We start from the raw sequence: 18,971 nt of genomic DNA on the forward strand, positions 1-18,971 counted from the left end.
AAAACTCACCTGAGGGGGATATCATGACTGCAGCAGCAGTGGAACCGGCCGAGAAGGTCGAGATCCCATTCAATAAGCAGCCCCGAGATTGGCGCAAGGCCGGTATTATCGTCGCCTTCTGCGCAGTTCCGGTCGCACTGCTCGTAATCTTCACGTATTGGCCGTTCGGATCCATGATCGGCTACTCGTTCTACAAGATGAAGTACATCGGCCCGCGTGAATTCGTCGGCCTCAAGAACTACATTGATGTCTTCACCCGTCCCGACACGCTCTCCTCCCTGAAGTTGAGCCTTTACTACATGGCCGGCGCGCTGATCCAGGTTGGCCTGGCCCTGTACCTGTCCAGCATGCTGGCGTTCAAGGTCCGCGGCGGCAGCGCTTTCAAGGCCATCTACTTCTTCCCGTACCTGATCAACGGCATTGCAGTCGGCTTCATCTTCAAGTTCTTCTACACACGTGGTTACGTGTTCGATACTGTGCTTCAATGGTGCGGATTCCAGCTTGACAGTCTGCCCTACTGGCTGAAAGACCAAAGCGTGAACAACTGGTCGCTGGTGGGCGCGTCGATCTGGCGCTACCTCGGGCAGAACGTGATCCTGTTCATCGGCGCAATGATGTCGATCGACGGATCGCTGTACGAGGCCGCGGAAATCGATGGCGCCAACAAGTTCCAGCAGTTCCGCCATATCATTCTGCCGGGCATCAAGACCATCCTCGTGCTGAACGTCATCCTTTCGATCACCGGCTCGTTGTCCGCCTTCGAAGGCCCGTACGTCATCACCACCGGCGCGAACGGCACCGCCACCTACTTCGTGCGCATGGACCGCATCGCCCACACCAGCCAGAAGGTCGGCCTGGCATCCGCCATGGCAATCGTCCTGCTGATCATCATTCTCATTTGCGCGCTGTTGCAGCAACTGTTCTTCAACTACGCGTTTAAGGACGCTGACGACGGTGTGGAGAAGGCAAAGAAGAAGGCCGCGAAGATCGAGCGCCAGCGCGCCCGCATGGCCAAGAAGAACGCTCCGATCTTCAAGAACGGTCCGAGCAAGACTGAAAAGGCGGTGGCATGATGACTGACGCAGTGGCACTCGCGAAGGAACGCTCCGCAGCCAAGACTTCTGGCTTCTGGTACAAGTTCAAGATTGGTTTCTTCGTTTTCGTCAAGTATCTTTCCCTGGTTTTCGTGGCATTCATGATGCTGTTGCCTCTGGTCAGCTGCTTTGTGACCGCCGCCAAGACGGACAAGGAATACCACAGCACATCTGTTATGGATATGCCGAAGAATTGGCTCAATTTCGACAACTATGTGCAGGCGTTCACCACGTCGAACATGGCAGTCGCATTCCGCAACTCCATCATCGTGGTGGTTGTAGTCCTGATCGTCACCACGATCATCGGCACCATGCTTGCCTACGCGTTGAGCCGTTTCCGCTTCCCCGGTAACACCTTCATCCGTGGCATGTTCACCATCGCGGCCCTGCTTCCGGGCATCGCAATGCAGGTCGCGCTGTACAAAATGATGGTCAACTTCCACGCAGTCAACACGATGTGGGGATACATCCTCATGCAGTGCGGCACCGACGTCATCTCCATCTACGTATTCATCCAATTCTTTGAGAATATCCCGGTGTCTATGGATGAAGCCGCAATCATGGATGGCGCCTCGTACTTCACCGTCTACTACAAGATCCTGCTGCCGCTGCTGAAGCCGGCAATCGTGACCTGCGCAATCCTGAAGGGCGTCGGCGTGTACAACGAATACTACGCGGCCAACCTATACCTGCAGAATGCCGATCTGAAGACCATCGCAATCGCGTTGTACTCCTTCACCGGTCCTATGGGCAGCAAGTACAACCTGATCTGCGCCGGCGTGATCATCACGCTGCTGCCAATGCTGATCCTGTTCCTGATCTTCCAGAAGCAGATCTACAGCGGCATCGCAGCAGGCGCCGTCAAGGAATAAAAACGTATAACTGAACCTCCTTTTCCATAACCGGGACCGCACCGAGATTGAGATCGCGGCGCGGTCCTTCCTTCATCTTTCCTCGTTAACTTTTTCGCAAAAAGGATTCACAACCATGTCTCACATTCCCAGCACGTTTGCCCCACTTGCAGAAGGATGGACGCTGACGGCCGTCAACCCAGAAGCCGCCCCAGAATCGCTGCGTGAAACGCTTACCGTCGGCATTCCGGCAACCGTGCCGGGAGAGGCGACCCTGGACCTGCTGAATGCAGGACTGATCGCCGATCCGTTCGACGGCGCCAACGAGAATGATCAGCAGTGGATCGGCGACATCGACTGGCGTTTCACTTGCCGTTTCGACTGGCACGACAACGGCGCCGATCGTCATGACCTGGTGGCCTACGGCCTCGATACCATCGCCGACATTGTGCTGAACGGACGCCCGGTGGCCTCCACCAAGAACTTCCACCGCTCCTACCGTTGGGACGTGGGCGAACTGCTGCGAGAGGGCGCCAACGAACTGACCGTCACCTTCACCTCTCCGGTGCGTGAATCCGACCGTATGGAGCAGGCCCGCGGCTACTACCCGCACACCGAGCATCACGCGTTCAACCAGATTCGCAAGCCGAGCTACTCCTTCGGCTGGGATTGGGGCATCGATGTGGCAAACGCCGGCATCTGGCGTGAGATTGGCATCGATTCCTGGTCCGACGTGCGTTTGGTTTCCGTGCGTCCGTTGGTTGATGTTGCCGCTGATGGTACCGGCCTGCTGAATGTGCACGTCGAGATCGAACGTGTGGGCAAGGGTCGCATCATGTCCCCGTATGATTCCCATCCCGTGCGTCAGGCGGTGCCGGTGCATGCGGAGATTTCCGGTTTCGGTGTTGCTTTGGCTGCCGACGGCATTGTTGGGGAAGGCCGCGATAGCGCGGTGATTACGATTGCAGTGCCAGAAGCGAAGTTGTGGTGGCCGATTGGCTACGGCGATCAGCCGCTATACGACGTTGCCGTCACCGCCGGTGAGGCCGCTACCGCAGAAGCCGCCGCCTGGAACGGCCATGTCGGTTTCCGTACCGTGCATGTCGACACCCGCGCCGATGAAGTCGGCCGTCCATTCCAGATTTATGTCAACGATGTGCCGGTGCACGCGCACGGCTACAACTGGATTCCGGATGATGCGTTCATCGCACGCGTTTCCAACCGCGATTACGAGCGCGGCATCCGCGACCTGGTGGAATCCAACTCCAACATGGTGCGTGCATGGGGCGGTGGCATCTACGAAGCCGACGAATTCTACGATTTGTGCGACAAGTACGGCATCATGGTGTGGCAGGACTTCATGCTGGCCTGCGCGGCCTACCCGGAAGACACCGAAACCAAGGCCGAAGTCGAAGCCGAAGCCCGCGAGCACATCACCCGTTTGAGCGAACATGCCAGCCTGATTGTGTGGAACGGATCCAACGAAAACTATGTGGCCTATGCGGAATGGGGCGGCTACAAGCAGGCCCTGCGCGACGACGACCGCAAGGCCAACGAGTTCGGCTACGGAGAGAAGCCGTGGGGCGACTACTACTATTCCGAACTGTTCCCGGCCCTGCTCGCAGAGCTCGATCCGGCACGTTCCGTCTATCTACCAAGCTCTCCGATGAGCTTCACCAAATTCACGGGCGCCAACTTCGACACCGACGGCACCATGCACATCTGGGATGCTTGGAACCGCGCCGATTACACCGTATATGCGCAGTACACCCCGCGCTTCGCCGACGAATTCGGCTATCAGGCCCCGCCGGCATGGAGCACGCTCACTAACGCAGTGCACGACGAGGTTCTCGAACCGTTCGGCAAGCAGATGCTGGTGCATCAGAAGGCCATGGGCGGCAATTACAAGCTGGCCCGTGGCATGCGCTCGCACATCACCCCTGGCCATCTTGACGACGTGAGCTTCGGCGGCGTGGTCAACGGCAAGCCGTCTGACGGCGAGCACAGCTGGCTGATTCCGACCGACAATTGGGCCGATATAGAGGATTGGCATTGGGCATGCCAGCTGCAGCAGGCGCAGGCCATGCGTTTCGGCGTGGAGCATATGCGCTCCCTCGAGCCGGTCAACGCGGGCGCGCTGATTTGGCAGCTCAACGACGATTGGCCTGTCGTTTCCTGGGCGGCCGTCGACTTCGATGGACATCGCAAGCCGGTATGGTACGCTTCCCGCGACTTCTTCGCGCCACGCCTGGCCACCATCCAGCCGCGCGTGTCCGACGAATACCGTGAAACCCACAGCTGGGAAGGCACGAAGACCGCCAACGACCACTTCGAACTCATCGTGCTCAACGACACCCGTGAGGCATGGAAGGGCACGTGGAAGGTCGAGCGCGTCACGCTGGCCGGCGAAGTGCTCGCTACCCAGAGCTTCGACGATGTTGAGCTTGGCGCCGTTTGCCATATCGGTCTGCCGCTCGCCGAGGACATCGTCTCCTACGGGGATGCCGGCAACGAGCTGGTTGTGGCGACCCCGTCCGACAACGCCTTCGCCCGAGTGATCTTCAATCCGACCGAAATCATCGACCAGAAGCTTGCCGCCCCGGCTGAAGCGTTCAGCATTGCGGCCGTTGCTGTGGAAGATGGTGTGGAACTTACCGTTACGGCCAAGAGCTACGTGCGTGACCTGTTCTGCATGGCAGACAAGGTCGACGCGAAGGCTTCGGTGGCCGAGGGCATGGTCTCGCTGCTTCCGGGCGAAAGCGTCGTGCTGCACATCACCACCACCGATGCTGGGGCGCTTGCCGATCCGAACGTATTCGCAGCTGCCAACGTGCTGCGTTCCGCCAACGATCTGAAGCGCGAATGGTGAGATTCCGCGAATACGCCGTCTGCTGAAGCGGTAGAAGAGTGGATAGAGGACTACTGAAATTTCAGTTGACGTGTTCGGTTGAGTAAAAACATAAGTTGAAGCGCCACCGACCTTAAGAGACGAAAGTGTTGTGAGCACTGACTTTTCAAGAGGTTGGTCGGCGCTTTTACTGTATGATGTAGATGAATCGTTTAAGTTGCGATTTAAGTTAAGAAGAAGGACGCGGACATGCCTATTCAAAAAAGCAAGGTGACGATTTTTGACGTTGCCCGAGCTTCAGGGGTCTCCAGTAGCGCTGTTTCATATGCGCTCAACGGCAAGTCTGGTGTTTCCGATGTGACCCGAGACAAGGTGTTGAAGGTCGCACACGAACTGGGATGGAAGCCAAATGGCGCGGCACAGGCGCTGGCCAAGTCGAAGACGCAGCGCGTGGGTCTGGTGTTGGGTTACGACCCGAAGCTGCTTTCCGTCGAACCCTACATGATGGAGCTTATTTCCGGTCTTGGCGCCGAGTTGGAAAAATACGATTATTCCTTGCTGGTACGCATGGCCGTTGACGAGAATGCGAAGCTTGCGATCATCGACGATTGGATCGCCACCGGCAACGTCGATGCCATGCTGCTCGTCAATGTGGAACTTGGCGATCCTTGCGTCGCCCTGCTTGAGGAGCATGAGGAAATGCCGGTGCTTGCCATCGCCGACGCTTCCGTGGCCGGCAATCTGCCGAGCCTGTCAAGTGCCGATGCCGATGCCGTGCGCCAAGCGGTGCGATACCTGTATGATCTCGGGCATCGTCAGATCGCCCGCGTCGGCGGTCCCGAATCGCTTGCGCACTCGTATATTCGTGATTCCGCCTTTGCAGATGTCGCTTCTGAGCTGGGCATGCGTTACCGCTGCCTGCACACCGACTACACGCCGGAGACTGGTAGCGAGGCCACGAAGCGTTTGCTGTCGTTCCCAGAGCATCCGACGGCGATCATCTACGACAATGATGTGATGGCGTTGGCAGGCCTTGGCGTGGCAGCTTCGCAAGGCATCAAAGTGCCGGAGGAAATCTCCATCATGTCGTGGGATGATTCCTTCATGTGCACCGCGGCCTATCCGAATCTGACCGCCATGGGCCGTGATGTGGTCGATACCGGTAAGCAAGCCGCCGGATTGCTGCTCAAGCTGATCGACGGTGAGCGCGTGGGGCATCTGATGGAAGGGCCGTACGAATTGCGTGCCCGCGCTTCGACCGGTCCCGCTCCGGCAGAGGAAAAGATGCGATGATGAGTTTAAAAATTGCGATTGCGCATTTGCTGCGGCAATCGCAATTTTTTATTCGAGGGCGAATGTTTTGCGTACGAGCATCATCTGCAGATAGAAGCTCGCTCCGGCCGCGACGAGAATCCACAATAGGGGGATGAGCATCAACGTCTGCTGCGGTGCTATCAATACCACGATAATCGGCCAGATGTCCAGCAAAAGCACCGCAAATGCGATATGAGGGCGCATCAACGCGAGTCTGACGGATTGCTTGATTTGCTCGCCCACGCTGAGTTTGCTGCGGCCCGACAGGGGCAGGATGAAGGCGAACAGTGAGCCGATCACCGCGATCACCGCGAGGGTCACGCCATACAGGATCGCGACGGTGTTGCCGGATTGCTTCGACAGATACCACAGGTCGAACAGCGCGAGTCCCCAGAACAGCGCAAGAATGGCGGTCAGTGCGAGATTGGTGGGGAAGCGGCGCTTGAACGCGGCCCAGAAACTGCGGAAAATGCCCTTGGACGAGCCTGTCTGCAGTTCGCGTGCGACTTCACAGGCGGCGGATGTGGACGCTCCGATCGTTACGACGGGGATGGAGCAGACCGTCCATGCGACGCTGATCATGGCCATGTCGCCGATGGTGCTCATCAGATCGTTGAAGGGATTGTCTTGACTGAAGATGTTCGCCATGGTTCCTCACTTTAATGCATGTTCGTAATTCGGCGGAGCGGCTGCGTTGGCGTCACGCCGTTTTGCAATACTTAAGCGCTTAATATATACTGAATCCAGTTAAAAGTCAAAAGCCTGAAAAGCTGGGCAGGTGTGCCTGGCTTGCATTTTCCATACCCGAAGGAGACAACGATGTTTGATCAGGGACCCCATGCCGTGCTGCGCCGAGATGGCGTGTGCATCGTGCTGAAGACCCCTACCGACGAAATGCCGCAAGTCGAATACTGGGGTGCTGACTTCGGCCTTTCGCCCGACGAAGCCGCACTGACCCAGCTTGACGCCATGACGCTGAGAATCACCCCTCCGAACGAAAAGCCCGACGCGGCCCTGCGTCCATCGCTGCTGCCACAAGGCGCCGAAGCGTTCGCCGGCCGTCCGGGGCTTGAAGCCTACCGTGGCGGACGCCCGGTGTTCGTGCGCTGGACTTCCGTGACCACATTCCTTGCCGCGGAAGATCGCGAAACCGAGGCGACGGCAATCACCGTCGCTGCGGAAGATAGCGTGAACAAAGTACGTCTCAATCTCAAGCTTTCGCTGAAAAAGGGCGGACTTGCGATGGTCGAACAGACCGTCAGTAATATCGACGGTGCGAATGGCGGCGAAAACAGCGAAAACGGGCCATTGACCGTCAATTGGCTGGAATCTACTATGCCGATGCCCCGTCGTGCAGACACGCTCACGCAATTCACCGGTCGTTGGCCGCTCGAAAAGCAGCCGCGTACCGCTGCTATGCCGTCCGGTTCCGTGACACGCGAATGTCGCCACGGCAAAACCAGCCATGAAAGCCCGTGGATGTTCATCGCATCCGACGGCGAACCGAAGTGGGCGAGCGGCGAAGTGTGGGCCTGCCATCTGGCGTGGAGCGGCAATCAGACGTACCGCATCGACAATCTGCCGCCCCATGAAACGCTGATTGGCGCCGGCGAACTGCTCGGCCCCGGTGAAATTCAGCTTGCGGCCGGCGAATCGTATGAGGCTCCGCAGGTCTGCTTCTCATACTCCGCAACCGGTCTTGACGGCATGGCCGCACGCTTCCATACGTGGCTGCGCTCGCTGCCGAAGCATGTGTCAAGCCCTCGTCCGTTCACCATCAACACGTGGGAAGCGGTGTATTTCAACCATGACGAAGCCACGCTCATCAAGCTGGCCGACCGTGCCGCAAGCATCGGCGTCGAACGTTTCGTGCTTGACGATGGCTGGTTTCACGAACGTCGTGACGACACCAGGGGCCTCGGCGATTGGGTGGTCGATCCGGAAGTCTGGCCGAACGGCCTCGACAATCTCGCTAAGCATGTGCACGACCTTGGCATGCAGTTCGGCCTGTGGTTCGAGCCGGAAATGGTGAACCTCGACTCCGACTGCGCCCGCGAGCATCCGGATTGGATCCTCGCCGCGCCTGAAGCGGTGCCGTACCGTGAAGACGTCTCCTACCGCACCCAGTATGTGCTTGATCTGGCCAATCCGGCCGCCTACGAGCATGTGCGCGGGCAGATGGCGGCACTGGTCGAGCAACTCGGCATCGACTACATCAAGTGGGATCACAATCGTGACGTCACCGAGCCGGTGCACAACGGCCGTTATGGTCTGCACGAGCAGACGGAAGCCTGCTATAAGCTGTTCGACGATCTGAAATCGCAATTCCCGAAGCTGGAAATCGAAAGCTGCTCGTCTGGCGGCGCTCGCACCGATGCCGGCATTCTGCAGCATGCCGATCGCATTTGGGGATCCGATTCCAACGATCCGCGCGATCGCGTGGACATTCAGCGTTACACCGAACTCGTGGTGCCGCCGGAAATGATCGGCGCGCATGTCGGCCCGTCGCCGGCACGCTCCACCTGGCGTGCCACCGAATTGAGCTACCGTGCGGCCATTTCGCTGGAAGGCTGTTCCGGCTTCGAATGGAACATTCTTGAATGCTCCGATGACGAGGTTGAGCAGCTGCGCGCATTCGTGTCGCTGTATAAGGAGTTGCGTGGCGTGCTGCACCACGGCACGGTGATGCACGCGGACTTCAAGGATCCGGCGCTGCGCGGCCGCGGTGTGGTGTCCGACGACGGCAAGCGGGCCGTGTGGGTGGTGGCGACCGTCACCAACCTGCGTGACGTGCTTACTGAGCGCCTGCGCATGCCGGGATTGGACCCCGATTGCATGTACCGTGTGCGTTTGCGCGACGAGGTCGGCGAGGTGCGTTGGGGCTGGAACACCCCGCAATGGATTTCCGCGGCGCAGATGGACAGCTTCAAGGTCTCCGGCCGCCTGCTGAACGAAATCGGCCTGCAGGTGCCGCCGCTGTGGCCGCTTGAAGCCATTGTGCTTGAGGTCGAGGCGCTGTAATGCGATTGCCGCGCTGAAATCGGCTTTGCCGAGGTGTTGCTGAAGTTTCGCCGAAACCGAAAAACGGTACCGTTCTCAATCGACGGTACCGTTTTTCAATTGAAGGTACGAATCTGCAATGTACGTCGCATAATATGCGAATTATTTTGTGATAATTTGTTGGAAAATGACGAAATAGATCCGGCAATCCTCATTATCATTCGTTCAGATAGTCAATGAATTGCTGTGCGATGCCGCGATTCTGCGATTCCTGCACAATGCCGATGATTGCATCGGATTTTGCGGATTTCAGCGTGCTCCAGCGTTTGAAATCCGTCATGGAAACGCCGAACGGTTCCACCCTGCCTTTGCCGCTGCCGTTGTAATCGGGGTCGTCGGAATCCTTGAACCCCTTCAACGTTACGAAATCGCTGGAAAGCGTCGTGCGCTGCGATTTGGTCAGCGACGAATCAAGGTTCGTCAGATAGCCGTATCCGGACAGCTCCTTATAGGTTTTCGGGGTGGCCACGATCACGTCGATTTCATGGTTGGCGATCATGGTTTGCAGCTTGCTGATGCCGTTTTCGTCGCTGGAGAAGTAGGTGTCGATGAGCACGCCGCCCTTGCGCCCCTCTGGTAGATCGAGTTTGCTGGCGACCTGCGATTGCAGGGTTGCGGCCTCCTGCTGGCTGACAGCGTCGTTGAACACGGCAACGTAGAGTTTCGGTGTTGCGGTCGGCGTGAGGACCTGTATTGCGATATAGATGACGACGCACACGATGGCGACGGCGGCCGCGGAGCGTGCGAGCAGTTGGTCACGGAAATACTTCCACTTGCGGCCCCAGGGCAGTTCGAGCAGTGTGATGATGCGCGATTTGCCTTTGTATTCGTTGGCTGAGGCGAGCGTGCTGATGGCTTCGGCCTGCTGGCTGTTGATTTCGCCGCCCTTGTATGATTCCGCGCTCATTGCCGCCTCCTTGCTGCAGTAATCCCGCTTGCCGATACCCGCCCAACATCGTATAGTGTCAAGCTTAAGAAAAGCTTAAGCGATTAAGTTTGGCAAGTCAACTACGATACGGAAGTGAAATTTGGAATTTGAAACGTGCCGATCGCGGAATACGCAATGAAAAGCGGGAATCGTAGATTGGAAATCAAAAACTGAAATCTGAAATCGTAATCTGAAATCAAAATGCGCCCGTACCCCTCGCTTGAGGCACGGGCGCATTGCTGCCCTATGACTTCAGGCGCGCTTCTGTGTGATCTGATAGGCGGCGAACAGCACGGCCAGCCAAATCACGCCGGCGACCACGGCGATGCGATAGCTTGCGGAGAAGCACATCAGCACCACGACCAGCAGCATGAACGCGATCACCACATATGGCGTCACCTTGGCGAACGGCAGCTTGAAAGTGAGCTTGTCAAGTGCTTCCTGGCCCTTCAATCCCTTCAAATCATTCGGACCGTCGCCGGCGGCGACAACGCGACGGAACTTAATTTCCGTAATCATGATCATGATCCAATTGATCGCAGCGGCGATCGTGGCGATCGACATCAAATAATTGAATGCGAAATCAGGCCACACGAACACCACGACCACGGCGATCGCAATAATGATGGCCGACGTGATCACACCCCCGACCGGAACGCCGCGCTTGTTCAGACGGCCCAGATACGCGGGCGCATTGCCCTGCTTCGCCAACGAATACAGCATGCGCGAGTTCGCGTACAGGCCGGAGTTGTACACGCTCATCACGGCGGTCAGACACACGAAATTCAGAATGCCGGCGGCCGCGTGCACGCCCACCGAGTCGAAAATCTGCACGAACGGGCTGGAATTGCCGTCGATCGTGCTCCACGGGACCACGGCCATGATCACGCCGAGCGCGCAGATGTAGAACACGAGAATACGCCAGATAATGCCGTTCGTGGCCTTCGGGATGGTGGTGCGCGGATTTTCGGTTTCGCCCGCGGTGATGCCGATGAGCTCAGTGCCACCGAAGCTGAACATCACCACGACCAGCGCCATCAGCAGGCCGGTCCACGTGCCGTCCGCATTGCGAGACATCAGGCCGTGGGGCAGGAATCCGCCGTCAACGGTGAACCAGTTGGCGAACGACGCGCGAATACCCGAAGCTGTCGGCACGTTCGTGATGATCACATACAAACCGCCGAAAATCATGGCAAGCACGGCCACGATCTTGATGATGGCGAACCAGAATTCAAATTCGCCGAACTTGTTCACGCCCATAAGATTCAGCGCCGCGATGGCCACCAGGAACACCGCCGCCGACACCCACTTCGGAATGTTCGGGAACCAGTAATTTACGAACGAGCCAACCACTGCCAACTCCACCATGGCCACGAGCACGTAGTTGAACCAGTAATTCCATCCGGAAATAAAGCCGGCGCGCTTCGACCAGTACTGTGTAGCGTAATAGCTGAATGCACCCGCCTTCGGATCCTCGACCGCCATTTCGGACAGTGCGCGCACGATCAGGAAAATCGCCAGGCCGCCGATCAGATAGGCGAGCAGAATGGCCGGGCCCGCAAGCTGAATCGACTCGCTGGAACCATAGAACAGGCCGGTGCCGATCGCGCCGCCCAATGCGATCAATTGAATATGACGATTCTTCAAAGACTTGCGCAGCGTCGGCGGAACCGGCACATCGTCGGTTTCGCGCGGTTTCTTCGCAACGGTTGCGTCGCTCATGAATGCTTCCTCTTCTTGGGTGCCTCGGCAATATTCGGCAATATTCGGCAAATTCAGCAAAAGTTTGGCGATCTTGTGATATTGCGTTCGGCAGTAGTGGTAGGTGACGCGCCTATGGTTTTTGGCATGGCACGTCTTCCCCGATTGTAGCTGTAGCGCGTGGATTCGGCTTCGTAGTGTTCAATAGTTCGATAGTCCAATAAAATGAGGGTTTTGAGAGCAATGGTTGATGCTGCTTGAACGCTGCGGGGCTGGAGGTCGTCATGGCATTCGTCAAAGACATGGTGCGTATGTGGTTGCATGCGTGGAAGCGATTCGTCTCCATCGCCATGATCACATTGCTGGGCGTTGCCGTGCTTACCGGCATTTACGCGGGATGCCGAGACGCTTTTCTCGCGACGGATCGTTTTTTCGACACCCAAGGATTGCACGATATTCAGGTGTTGTCGACGGCCGGATTGACTGACGACGATATTGCCGCGCTCCGTAAGGTTTCCGGTGTTGCGAAAGTGCAGGGCGAACGTTCGCAAACCGTGACGGTCGATCTGAACGGCAAAAAAACCGTGACCATGCAGGAGATCGGCACGAATGGCATTGGCCAGCCGTATCTGCAAAGTGGCCGTATGCCTGAAAAGTCCGGCGAGATTGCGGTGACGCGCAAATTCATCAAGGATTCCGGATATAAAAAGGGCGACCATATTACGGTGACGCCCCAGGATTCGGCGTCTTCTGCTTCTTCTGTATCCGATTCTGCAGAATCGGACAACCAAACGGGCGAAAACGGGTCCCAGATGTCCGATTCTGGAGAATCGGACACGCAGGATGGCAAAAGTGCCGCACGGGTGACCGATTCTGGAGAATCGGACAACCAGACACCGAGCTTCCCTACCGAACTGACCATTGTGGGCGTGGTGCTTGACCCGCAGGATCTCACCAATCCAGACGGCTATTCGGGTACGAACGCGTTCCGTTCCTCCGCCACCAGCGACTACACGTTCTTTGCGCCGTCCGACGGTGAGACCGGCAGCATGTACACGGCCGTCACCATTCTCGTGAAAGGCGCCGCCGACAAGGACTCGTTCAGTGACGCCTATGACGATACCGTCAGCGAAGTGGCTGACCGTATCGACGGCACGGTGCGCAAGAATCGCCAGCAAGCACGCCATCAGGAACTACTCGACGCTGGAACCAAACAAATCGACGAGGCGAAAGCGCAAGCCGACAAACAGTTCGCCGCAGCGCAACAGCAGATCGACAGCAATCGCAGTCAGCTCAACCAGCAAATCGACCAAATCGTCAATATGCAGGCGGGCGCGGCTGCAGGATCCCTCGACGAAACAACCCGTGAAACACTACGTGAAACGGCAATTACCGCAAGCCCGCAATTAGCGGAAGCCAAAGCGCAACTCGACCAGGCGCAATCGCAATTGGACCAGCAGAAAAACGAAACCGAACAGACGCTGCAATCCAAGCGGAAAGAGATGGAAGACAGCATTCCGCAAGTGCGCTGGTATGTGCAGGACCGGTCGCAAATCGGCGGATTCAGCTCGCTGAAATCCGATCTGGAATCCATCCAATCGCTGGGCAACGCATTCCCGATTGTGTTCCTGCTCGTGGCCGTGATGATGAGCCTGACCGCCATGGCGCGCATGGTTGAAGAGGATCGCGGGCTGATCGGCACGTACACAGGGCTCGGCTACGGGCGTCTTGCGGTCGCCTCACGATACCTGCTGTTCGCGCTGCTCGCCTGCCTGATCGGCGGTGGATTCGGCCTGATTGTAGGCTTCCTTGGCATTCCAGCGTTCCTGCTTGTCGTATTGCGAGGCCTGTATGTGATGCCGGACGTACGCTTGGAATACGACTGGCTGTACGGAACGGCCGGAGTCGCGCTGTTCGTGGTCGGCGTGCTTGCTGCAACCGTGTATGCGTGCGCGCAGGAAATGCGGCAGAAGCCGTCCAGTCTCATGCGTCCGAAAGCGCCGCGTGCAGGATCGCGCATTCTGCTGGAGCGTATCAAGCCGTTGTGGAATCGCATGAGCTTCCTCGGCAAAGTCACGGCGCGCAACATTTTCCGCTTCAAATCGCGTCTGATCATGACGGTCGGCGGCGTGGCCGGCTGCACCGCGCTGATTGTGTGCGGACTTGCGATCAACGACACCGTTGCCGCATTGGGCGCGAAACAGTATCAGGACGTGTATCAGTACGATTTGATGGTGGTCGCGAACGATGATGACGCTGATGCGATGCGGCAGAAAGTCGCTTCGGATGGTCGCGTCACGTCGAGCATGGACGTGCGCGTTGAATCGGGTGATTTGACCGGCGATTCGGGGAGCGAAAGCATTCAGCTGGTTGCCGTGCCCGACAGTGAACGCAGCGAGTTCGGCAAGATGGTCACGTTGCAGCCGGTGCGTTCCAGTTGGGTGGATGGTGCGAAGTCGTTGTTCAGCGGGAAGTCCAGAACGTCTTCCTCTGCGTCTTCGTTGTCCGATTCTGGAGAATCGGACAACCAGACGGGTGAAAACGGGTCCCAGATGTCCGATTCTGGAGAATCGGACGCGAATGGTACTTCCGGTACGAAGGACGCGATAAGCCTGGGCGATGACGGCGTGATCGTATCGCAGTCCGCGGCAAGCGCGATGGGCGTCAACGCGGGCGACACGGTAACGCTGACCAACGGTGACGATACGCAGGCCGAAGCGCATGTCAGCGCGGTAATCCGCAGTGTGATCGGATCGGACGTGTACGTCAGCGAAACCTACTATCACCAGCTGTTCGACACTGCTGCATCCGGCACGTCTTCCGCATCTTCCGCGTCCGATTCTGGAGAATCAGACAACAAAAACGGCAAATCCGGTACCTCGAATGGCGCATCGTCAAACGACCGGCAACTGGTGTGGAACGCCATGTACGCGAAGCTCAAAGGGTCGGGCGAATCCCAGGCCGCCTACGCGGGAAAGCTGGAAGACGATGACGCGGTCATGAAAGCCGTGAGCTGCGCGCACATGGCGGAAAGCTTCAAATTCGACCTGATGGGCGCGGTGGTCGCGCTGATCGTGGCGCTCGCGGGCGGGCTTGCGCTGGTGGTGCTGTTCACGCTCGCCAATACCAACGTGTCAGAACGTGAACGCGAGATGGCCACACTTAAGGTGCTTGGCTTCTTCGACAAGGAAGTGCATCATTACGTGAATCGCGAAATGATGGTGCTCACCATGATGGGCGTGGTGTTGGGCTTGCCGCTCGGACGTTTCGTCGGCGGATTGCTGACGGCCGCGTTGAACATGCCCGCACTGTATTTCGAAGTGGAATGCAAGCCGTTGAGCTATGTGATCGCGGCTGTCGCGACCATGGCGTTCGCGCTACTCGTGCAGCTGCTCGTCAACCCTGTACTTGACCGCATCGACCCGATCAGTTCTCTCAAGTCCGTCGAATAGTCGCATGCATGGTTGTCCGTTTCTGCAGAATCGGACAAGTAATGCGTCGAAAGTGCCCTGTGGTTGTCCGATTCACCAGAATCGGACACTTAGAGTGCCGGAAAAGCTCGGATTCGTGTCTCAGTTCTTCGGATAACGGTAGTTGTGTGGCAGTTGCGTGGTGAGCTGCGGGTCCAGGCCAAGTTCCTTCAACTGCCGGTCGATTTCGCGGCGCGCGCGTTTCACAAGTTCGGCTCGATGTTCATCGCGTTCGGCGTTGCCATGTGCCGCATCGCCATGCCCCATCGTTCCCATCGTCTCCAGTGCGTCCAACGTTTCCGCCATACGCTTGAGCCGGTCCTGATGGTGCAGCAGCGCACGCACCTGCGCATGTTCGTGTACGATTGTCCGCCAATCGGATGGCGTGTGTGCAATCTCCCGAACCGCGGTGACCGGATGCACGTCGGCCACCTGATATGTGATTGAGCCAAGCAGCGGCATCAGGAATACCGTAATCGCGCCGGCTGCGACCAGTGTTGACGCGGTGTCGCTTTGCATGGTGCCGACCTTCACCGCCAGCGACGTGACGGCGACGATGATCGGCAGCGCGGTCGTGCAATACAGCGCTACGGTGACGCGATGATGCGATGACAGCGGATTCTCGCGTTTGTCGAGCGATAACGCAACATATACGGGCACCGCGCGAATCAGCATGAGCATTACGATGAACGCGACGAGCAGCGCGGGTCGGCCTGCCACGGCGCGCACGTTGATCGCGGCGCCTGACACCACGAAGAACACAGGAATAAGGAAGCCATAGCCGACGCCTTCCAGTTTCATTTCCAGCGACTTGCTGCCGTCGGGAATGATGTAGCGCAGGATGAAGCCTGCGGCGAACGCGCCGAGTACCGCGTCAAGTTCGAACAGTGCAGAAATGGTGACAAGGAAGATGAGCAGGAATGTGGTCAGTCGCATGAGCGTTTGCGATGACGTGTTCGCATTGTCCGTAAGGAAACGGTACAGGCGATGGCCGGTTTTCAGTGCTTTCGTGGGTAGCATTGCGCACAGTAGGCAGATGGCAAGGAACGCGCCGAGCACGAGCATGGTCTGCCAGCCGGTTCGGGTGGATAGCAGGATGGCCATGGCAAGGATTGGGCCGAGTTCGCCCCACGTTCCGTACGAGATGATGGCGTCGCCGATAGGGGTGCCTTCGAGGTTGCGTTCCTTGAGAATCGGCATGAGTGTGCCGAGAGCGGTGGTGGTAAGTGCTATTACCGTGGCGATGCCGTCGATGCCTTGCCTTGCGAAGAATGGAAGCAGGGTCACGACGAGTCCGGCGAGCCCCAAGGTGATGATCCATGTGACAAGGCCGACTTTGCCTTGATGTCCGGCGAGTCGTTTCGGGTCGATTTCGTAGCCGGCGAGCAGGAATAGGAACGCCATGCCGAGTTCGCTCAAGAGTTTCACGGCGTCGTTCACCTCGATCACGCCCAGTCCGTACGGACCGAGTGCGGCTCCGGTGACGAGCAGCAGCACGGTTTGTGGAATGAACCTTCCCGGAATCAACTGCGCCACAATCGGGCTGACGGCTGCCACCGCCATGATGATAGTCAATGAAACGAGCTCTTGCGTCATGTTTCTAGCCTAGTGAGTCTGCATGACGGTATTCAGAGATGTGATACCCCATGATGTACCAAAAGGGTGCGCTAGGGCAAGGTTAAGTTTTTGTAAATTTTATGGGGGGGGGGGGCAATTCTATGAGCGTTGCTACCTGTGAAAAATGGCGGAACTTTTTTGTTTTGAAGATGGAACTCCTTCTTTTCATTGGGGGAAGGGCGGGCTTTATTCGAGGGTTTTAACGAGGGTACCAATGGGGAAAGCTCCGATATGATTCTGAACCAAGCTGTTTAGGCAATACAGGGGGAGGGAAGAATGGTTGATGGAAAATTCACCGCAAAGGAGCGCGCATATTTGGCCAGCCTTCCCGCAGTGGAAAGCGTGAGCGCGTCGCATATCCGGTATGCTGACAGTTTCCGCATCGAAGTCATGTGCAGATACAATGCGGGCGAATCGCCGGCCGCCATCTTCCGCGAGGCGGGTCTCGACCCGAAACTCATCGGATACAAACGCATTGAGCGGTGCATTGCACGCTGGAAAAAGCAGGGGGAACGCGACCGTCGCGGCGGTGAGCGTGCCAATCGCGACGATCTGCGCATCATCCGTCATCATGATCTTATGGGCGATGACGCGCAATCATCGGAAATGGAATCGCAGGATATGCTTTCAAAACTCACCCAGGCGCAGCTCATCATCAACCAGTGCGACGAATTGATTGCGAAGCAAGCATTGCGCATCGACGAACTGGAACGTGTGCTGCGAAAGCTTGTCGGGTGACGGCACGCTTGCGTGAGATGGAGAAAGCGGTGGAATGGCATGACGGTCGCCAGCCGTCGTCCGAGGAAGTTTCGGTGGACGGTCGACTTTTGACGGCTGGCTGTTTTCTGTCATTTGCAGAGGCGATTGATGTTGACGACGAAATGCGTCAACGACGTCGCGCACGCGGTACAATGCTGGCGATGCGTGCGGTTGCGGCGTTGCTGATTGTTGCTGCGGTTTGTATTGGCGGATTCCCGGCAATGTTGCAGTATTGGTCGGCGCGTGATCTGTCGGAAACGTCGGTAAGATCCGCGCAGACGGTTGCGGGCTGGCCGTATCCGCAGGCAGATGACGCGTTCGCCGCGGCCCAGGACTATAACAAGTGGCTTGCGGAATCCGGGCAGCCGATTTTGGGTGAGGCGAAGGATCCGTTCGCTGATGTGCGCGGCGGATCGCGTGCCAGCGTGTCCGATTCTGCGGAATCGGACAATCAGGTGGGTGAAAGTGGATCACAGATGTCCGATTCTGGTGAATCGGACAACCAGAGTGGTGCGGACACAGGCGCGGACGCCGGTTCCACGGACGCCAGTTCCGCAAGCGCCAGTTCGGCGGACGCGGAGTACCAGAGTCTGTTGGATTCCGGCGGTGGCGTGATGGGTACGATCCGTATTCCGAAAATTTCCGTGAAACTGCCGATCTACCATGGCACCTCCGAATCGGCGCTCGCTTCGGGCGCGGGCCACCTGTATGGCAGCAGTCTGCCGGTCGGAGGCAAGAACACTCATGCGGTGCTCACGGGGCATCGCGGACTGGTCGAAGCGGCCATGTTCACGCGGCTCGATGAAATGCGCGTCGGCGACTACTTCTATATAGAGGTGATGGGCCGCACGCTCGGCTACCAGGTGGACCGTATCACGGTGATCGAGCCGAACGACACGTCGCAGCTGAAAATCGTGCCTGGTGAGGATCGTGTGACCCTGATGACCTGCACGCCGTATGGCGTCAACACGCACCGTCTGCTGGTTTCGGCCACACGTTCCGCCATTCCAGATGAGATTCCCGCCGAAAACGACGCGGTGAAGGACGCTCGTACGATCGGTGTGATCGCAGGTGTTGCGACTCTTGGATTGGGCACGTTGTTGGTTTGGCTACGACGTAGGCCGTGGCATATTCGCAGACATGCGGCTTGGTGGCCGAAGCGCGGCTGACGCGGCTGCTGCATGAAGGCATGCCTGACATGCAATTTGAATATAAAAACGTGGTTGGCGCACAAAAAATGCGTGATTTCCATTATTGACTAATGGTTACGAAAGTATGAAGAAGCGTCATTTTGGTGATTATCCCATCGTTTCTTTGCGGTGACGTCGG

The 18,971-nt window shown here is 57.7% G+C and carries 12 protein-coding genes; 8 read left to right on the plus strand and 4 right to left on the minus strand.

The genetic code is table 11. The annotated features are described in order from the left end of the window. The first annotated feature begins 23 nt into the window (after positions 1–23). From NBH13_RS07575 to NBH13_RS07590, 4 genes are all read left to right on the plus strand, one after another. Entirely contained in the window at positions 24–1,073 is a 1,050-nt protein-coding gene (locus NBH13_RS07575; RefSeq protein ID WP_126015824.1) for a carbohydrate ABC transporter permease, read from the plus strand. Beyond that, positions 1,070–1,966 carry a carbohydrate ABC transporter permease gene (locus NBH13_RS07580; protein ID WP_226670914.1) on the plus strand — a complete coding sequence of 299 codons (897 nt, stop codon included), beginning with the start codon at positions 1,070–1,072 and terminating at the stop codon, positions 1,964–1,966. The genes NBH13_RS07575 and NBH13_RS07580 overlap by 4 nt, the downstream gene beginning before the upstream one ends. A 115-nt stretch (positions 1,967–2,081) precedes the next feature. Then, the gene (locus NBH13_RS07585; RefSeq protein ID WP_250779472.1) at positions 2,082–4,814 is read left to right on the plus strand and encodes a glycoside hydrolase family 2 protein; all 2,733 of its coding nucleotides are present in this window, start codon (positions 2,082–2,084) and stop codon (positions 4,812–4,814) included. Positions 4,815–5,042: 228 nt separating this feature from the next. Beyond that, positions 5,043–6,086, plus strand: coding sequence for a LacI family DNA-binding transcriptional regulator (locus tag NBH13_RS07590; protein ID WP_144165889.1), 1,044 nt, complete (start codon positions 5,043–5,045; stop codon positions 6,084–6,086). Positions 6,087–6,134: 48 nt separating this feature from the next. Here NBH13_RS07590 and NBH13_RS07595 read toward each other — a convergent pair whose 3' ends face one another. Next, entirely contained in the window at positions 6,135–6,755 is a 621-nt protein-coding gene (locus NBH13_RS07595) for a YesL family protein (protein WP_144165887.1), read from the minus strand. Positions 6,756–6,926: 171 nt separating this feature from the next. On the opposite strand from NBH13_RS07595, the gene NBH13_RS07600 reads away from it, so the two are divergent. Beyond that, positions 6,927–9,128, plus strand: coding sequence for an alpha-galactosidase (locus NBH13_RS07600; RefSeq protein WP_250779473.1), 2,202 nt, complete (start codon positions 6,927–6,929; stop codon positions 9,126–9,128). A gap of 196 nt (positions 9,129–9,324) precedes the next feature. Here NBH13_RS07600 and NBH13_RS07605 read toward each other — a convergent pair whose 3' ends face one another. Beyond that, complete coding sequence (locus NBH13_RS07605) at positions 9,325–10,074, minus strand: hypothetical protein (protein WP_250779474.1); 750 nt, start codon at positions 10,072–10,074, stop codon at positions 9,325–9,327. 273 nt (positions 10,075–10,347) lie between these two features. Next, positions 10,348–11,817 carry an amino acid permease gene (locus tag NBH13_RS07610; RefSeq protein WP_250779475.1) on the minus strand — a complete coding sequence of 490 codons (1,470 nt, stop codon included), beginning with the start codon at positions 11,815–11,817 and terminating at the stop codon, positions 10,348–10,350. 263 nt (positions 11,818–12,080) lie between these two features. Here NBH13_RS07610 and NBH13_RS07615 point away from each other — a divergent pair, with 263 nt between their 5' ends. Beyond that, a complete protein-coding gene (locus tag NBH13_RS07615) occupies positions 12,081–15,248 on the plus strand; it encodes an FtsX-like permease family protein (RefSeq protein WP_250779476.1) in 3,168 nt (1,055 codons plus the stop codon). 120 nt (positions 15,249–15,368) lie between these two features. Here the strand turns inward: NBH13_RS07615 and NBH13_RS07620 are convergent, their stop codons facing one another. Next, the gene (locus NBH13_RS07620) at positions 15,369–16,862 is read right to left on the minus strand and encodes a cation:proton antiporter (RefSeq protein WP_250779477.1); all 1,494 of its coding nucleotides are present in this window, start codon (positions 16,860–16,862) and stop codon (positions 15,369–15,371) included. Between the two features lie 297 nt (positions 16,863–17,159). On the opposite strand from NBH13_RS07620, the gene NBH13_RS07625 reads away from it, so the two are divergent. Further along, the gene (locus tag NBH13_RS07625) at positions 17,160–17,621 is read left to right on the plus strand and encodes a hypothetical protein (RefSeq protein WP_099571141.1); all 462 of its coding nucleotides are present in this window, start codon (positions 17,160–17,162) and stop codon (positions 17,619–17,621) included. A 17-nt stretch (positions 17,622–17,638) separates the two neighbouring features. Continuing rightward, positions 17,639–18,811, plus strand: a complete 1,173-nt coding sequence (locus NBH13_RS07630) for a class C sortase (protein ID WP_427187769.1) — start codon at positions 17,639–17,641, stop codon at positions 18,809–18,811. Positions 18,812–18,971: the final 160 nt, after the last annotated feature.

Origin of the sequence: Bifidobacterium intestinale, from assembly GCF_023656765.1 — a bacterium.
GTDB lineage: Bacteria > Actinomycetota > Actinomycetes > Actinomycetales > Bifidobacteriaceae > Bifidobacterium > Bifidobacterium hominis.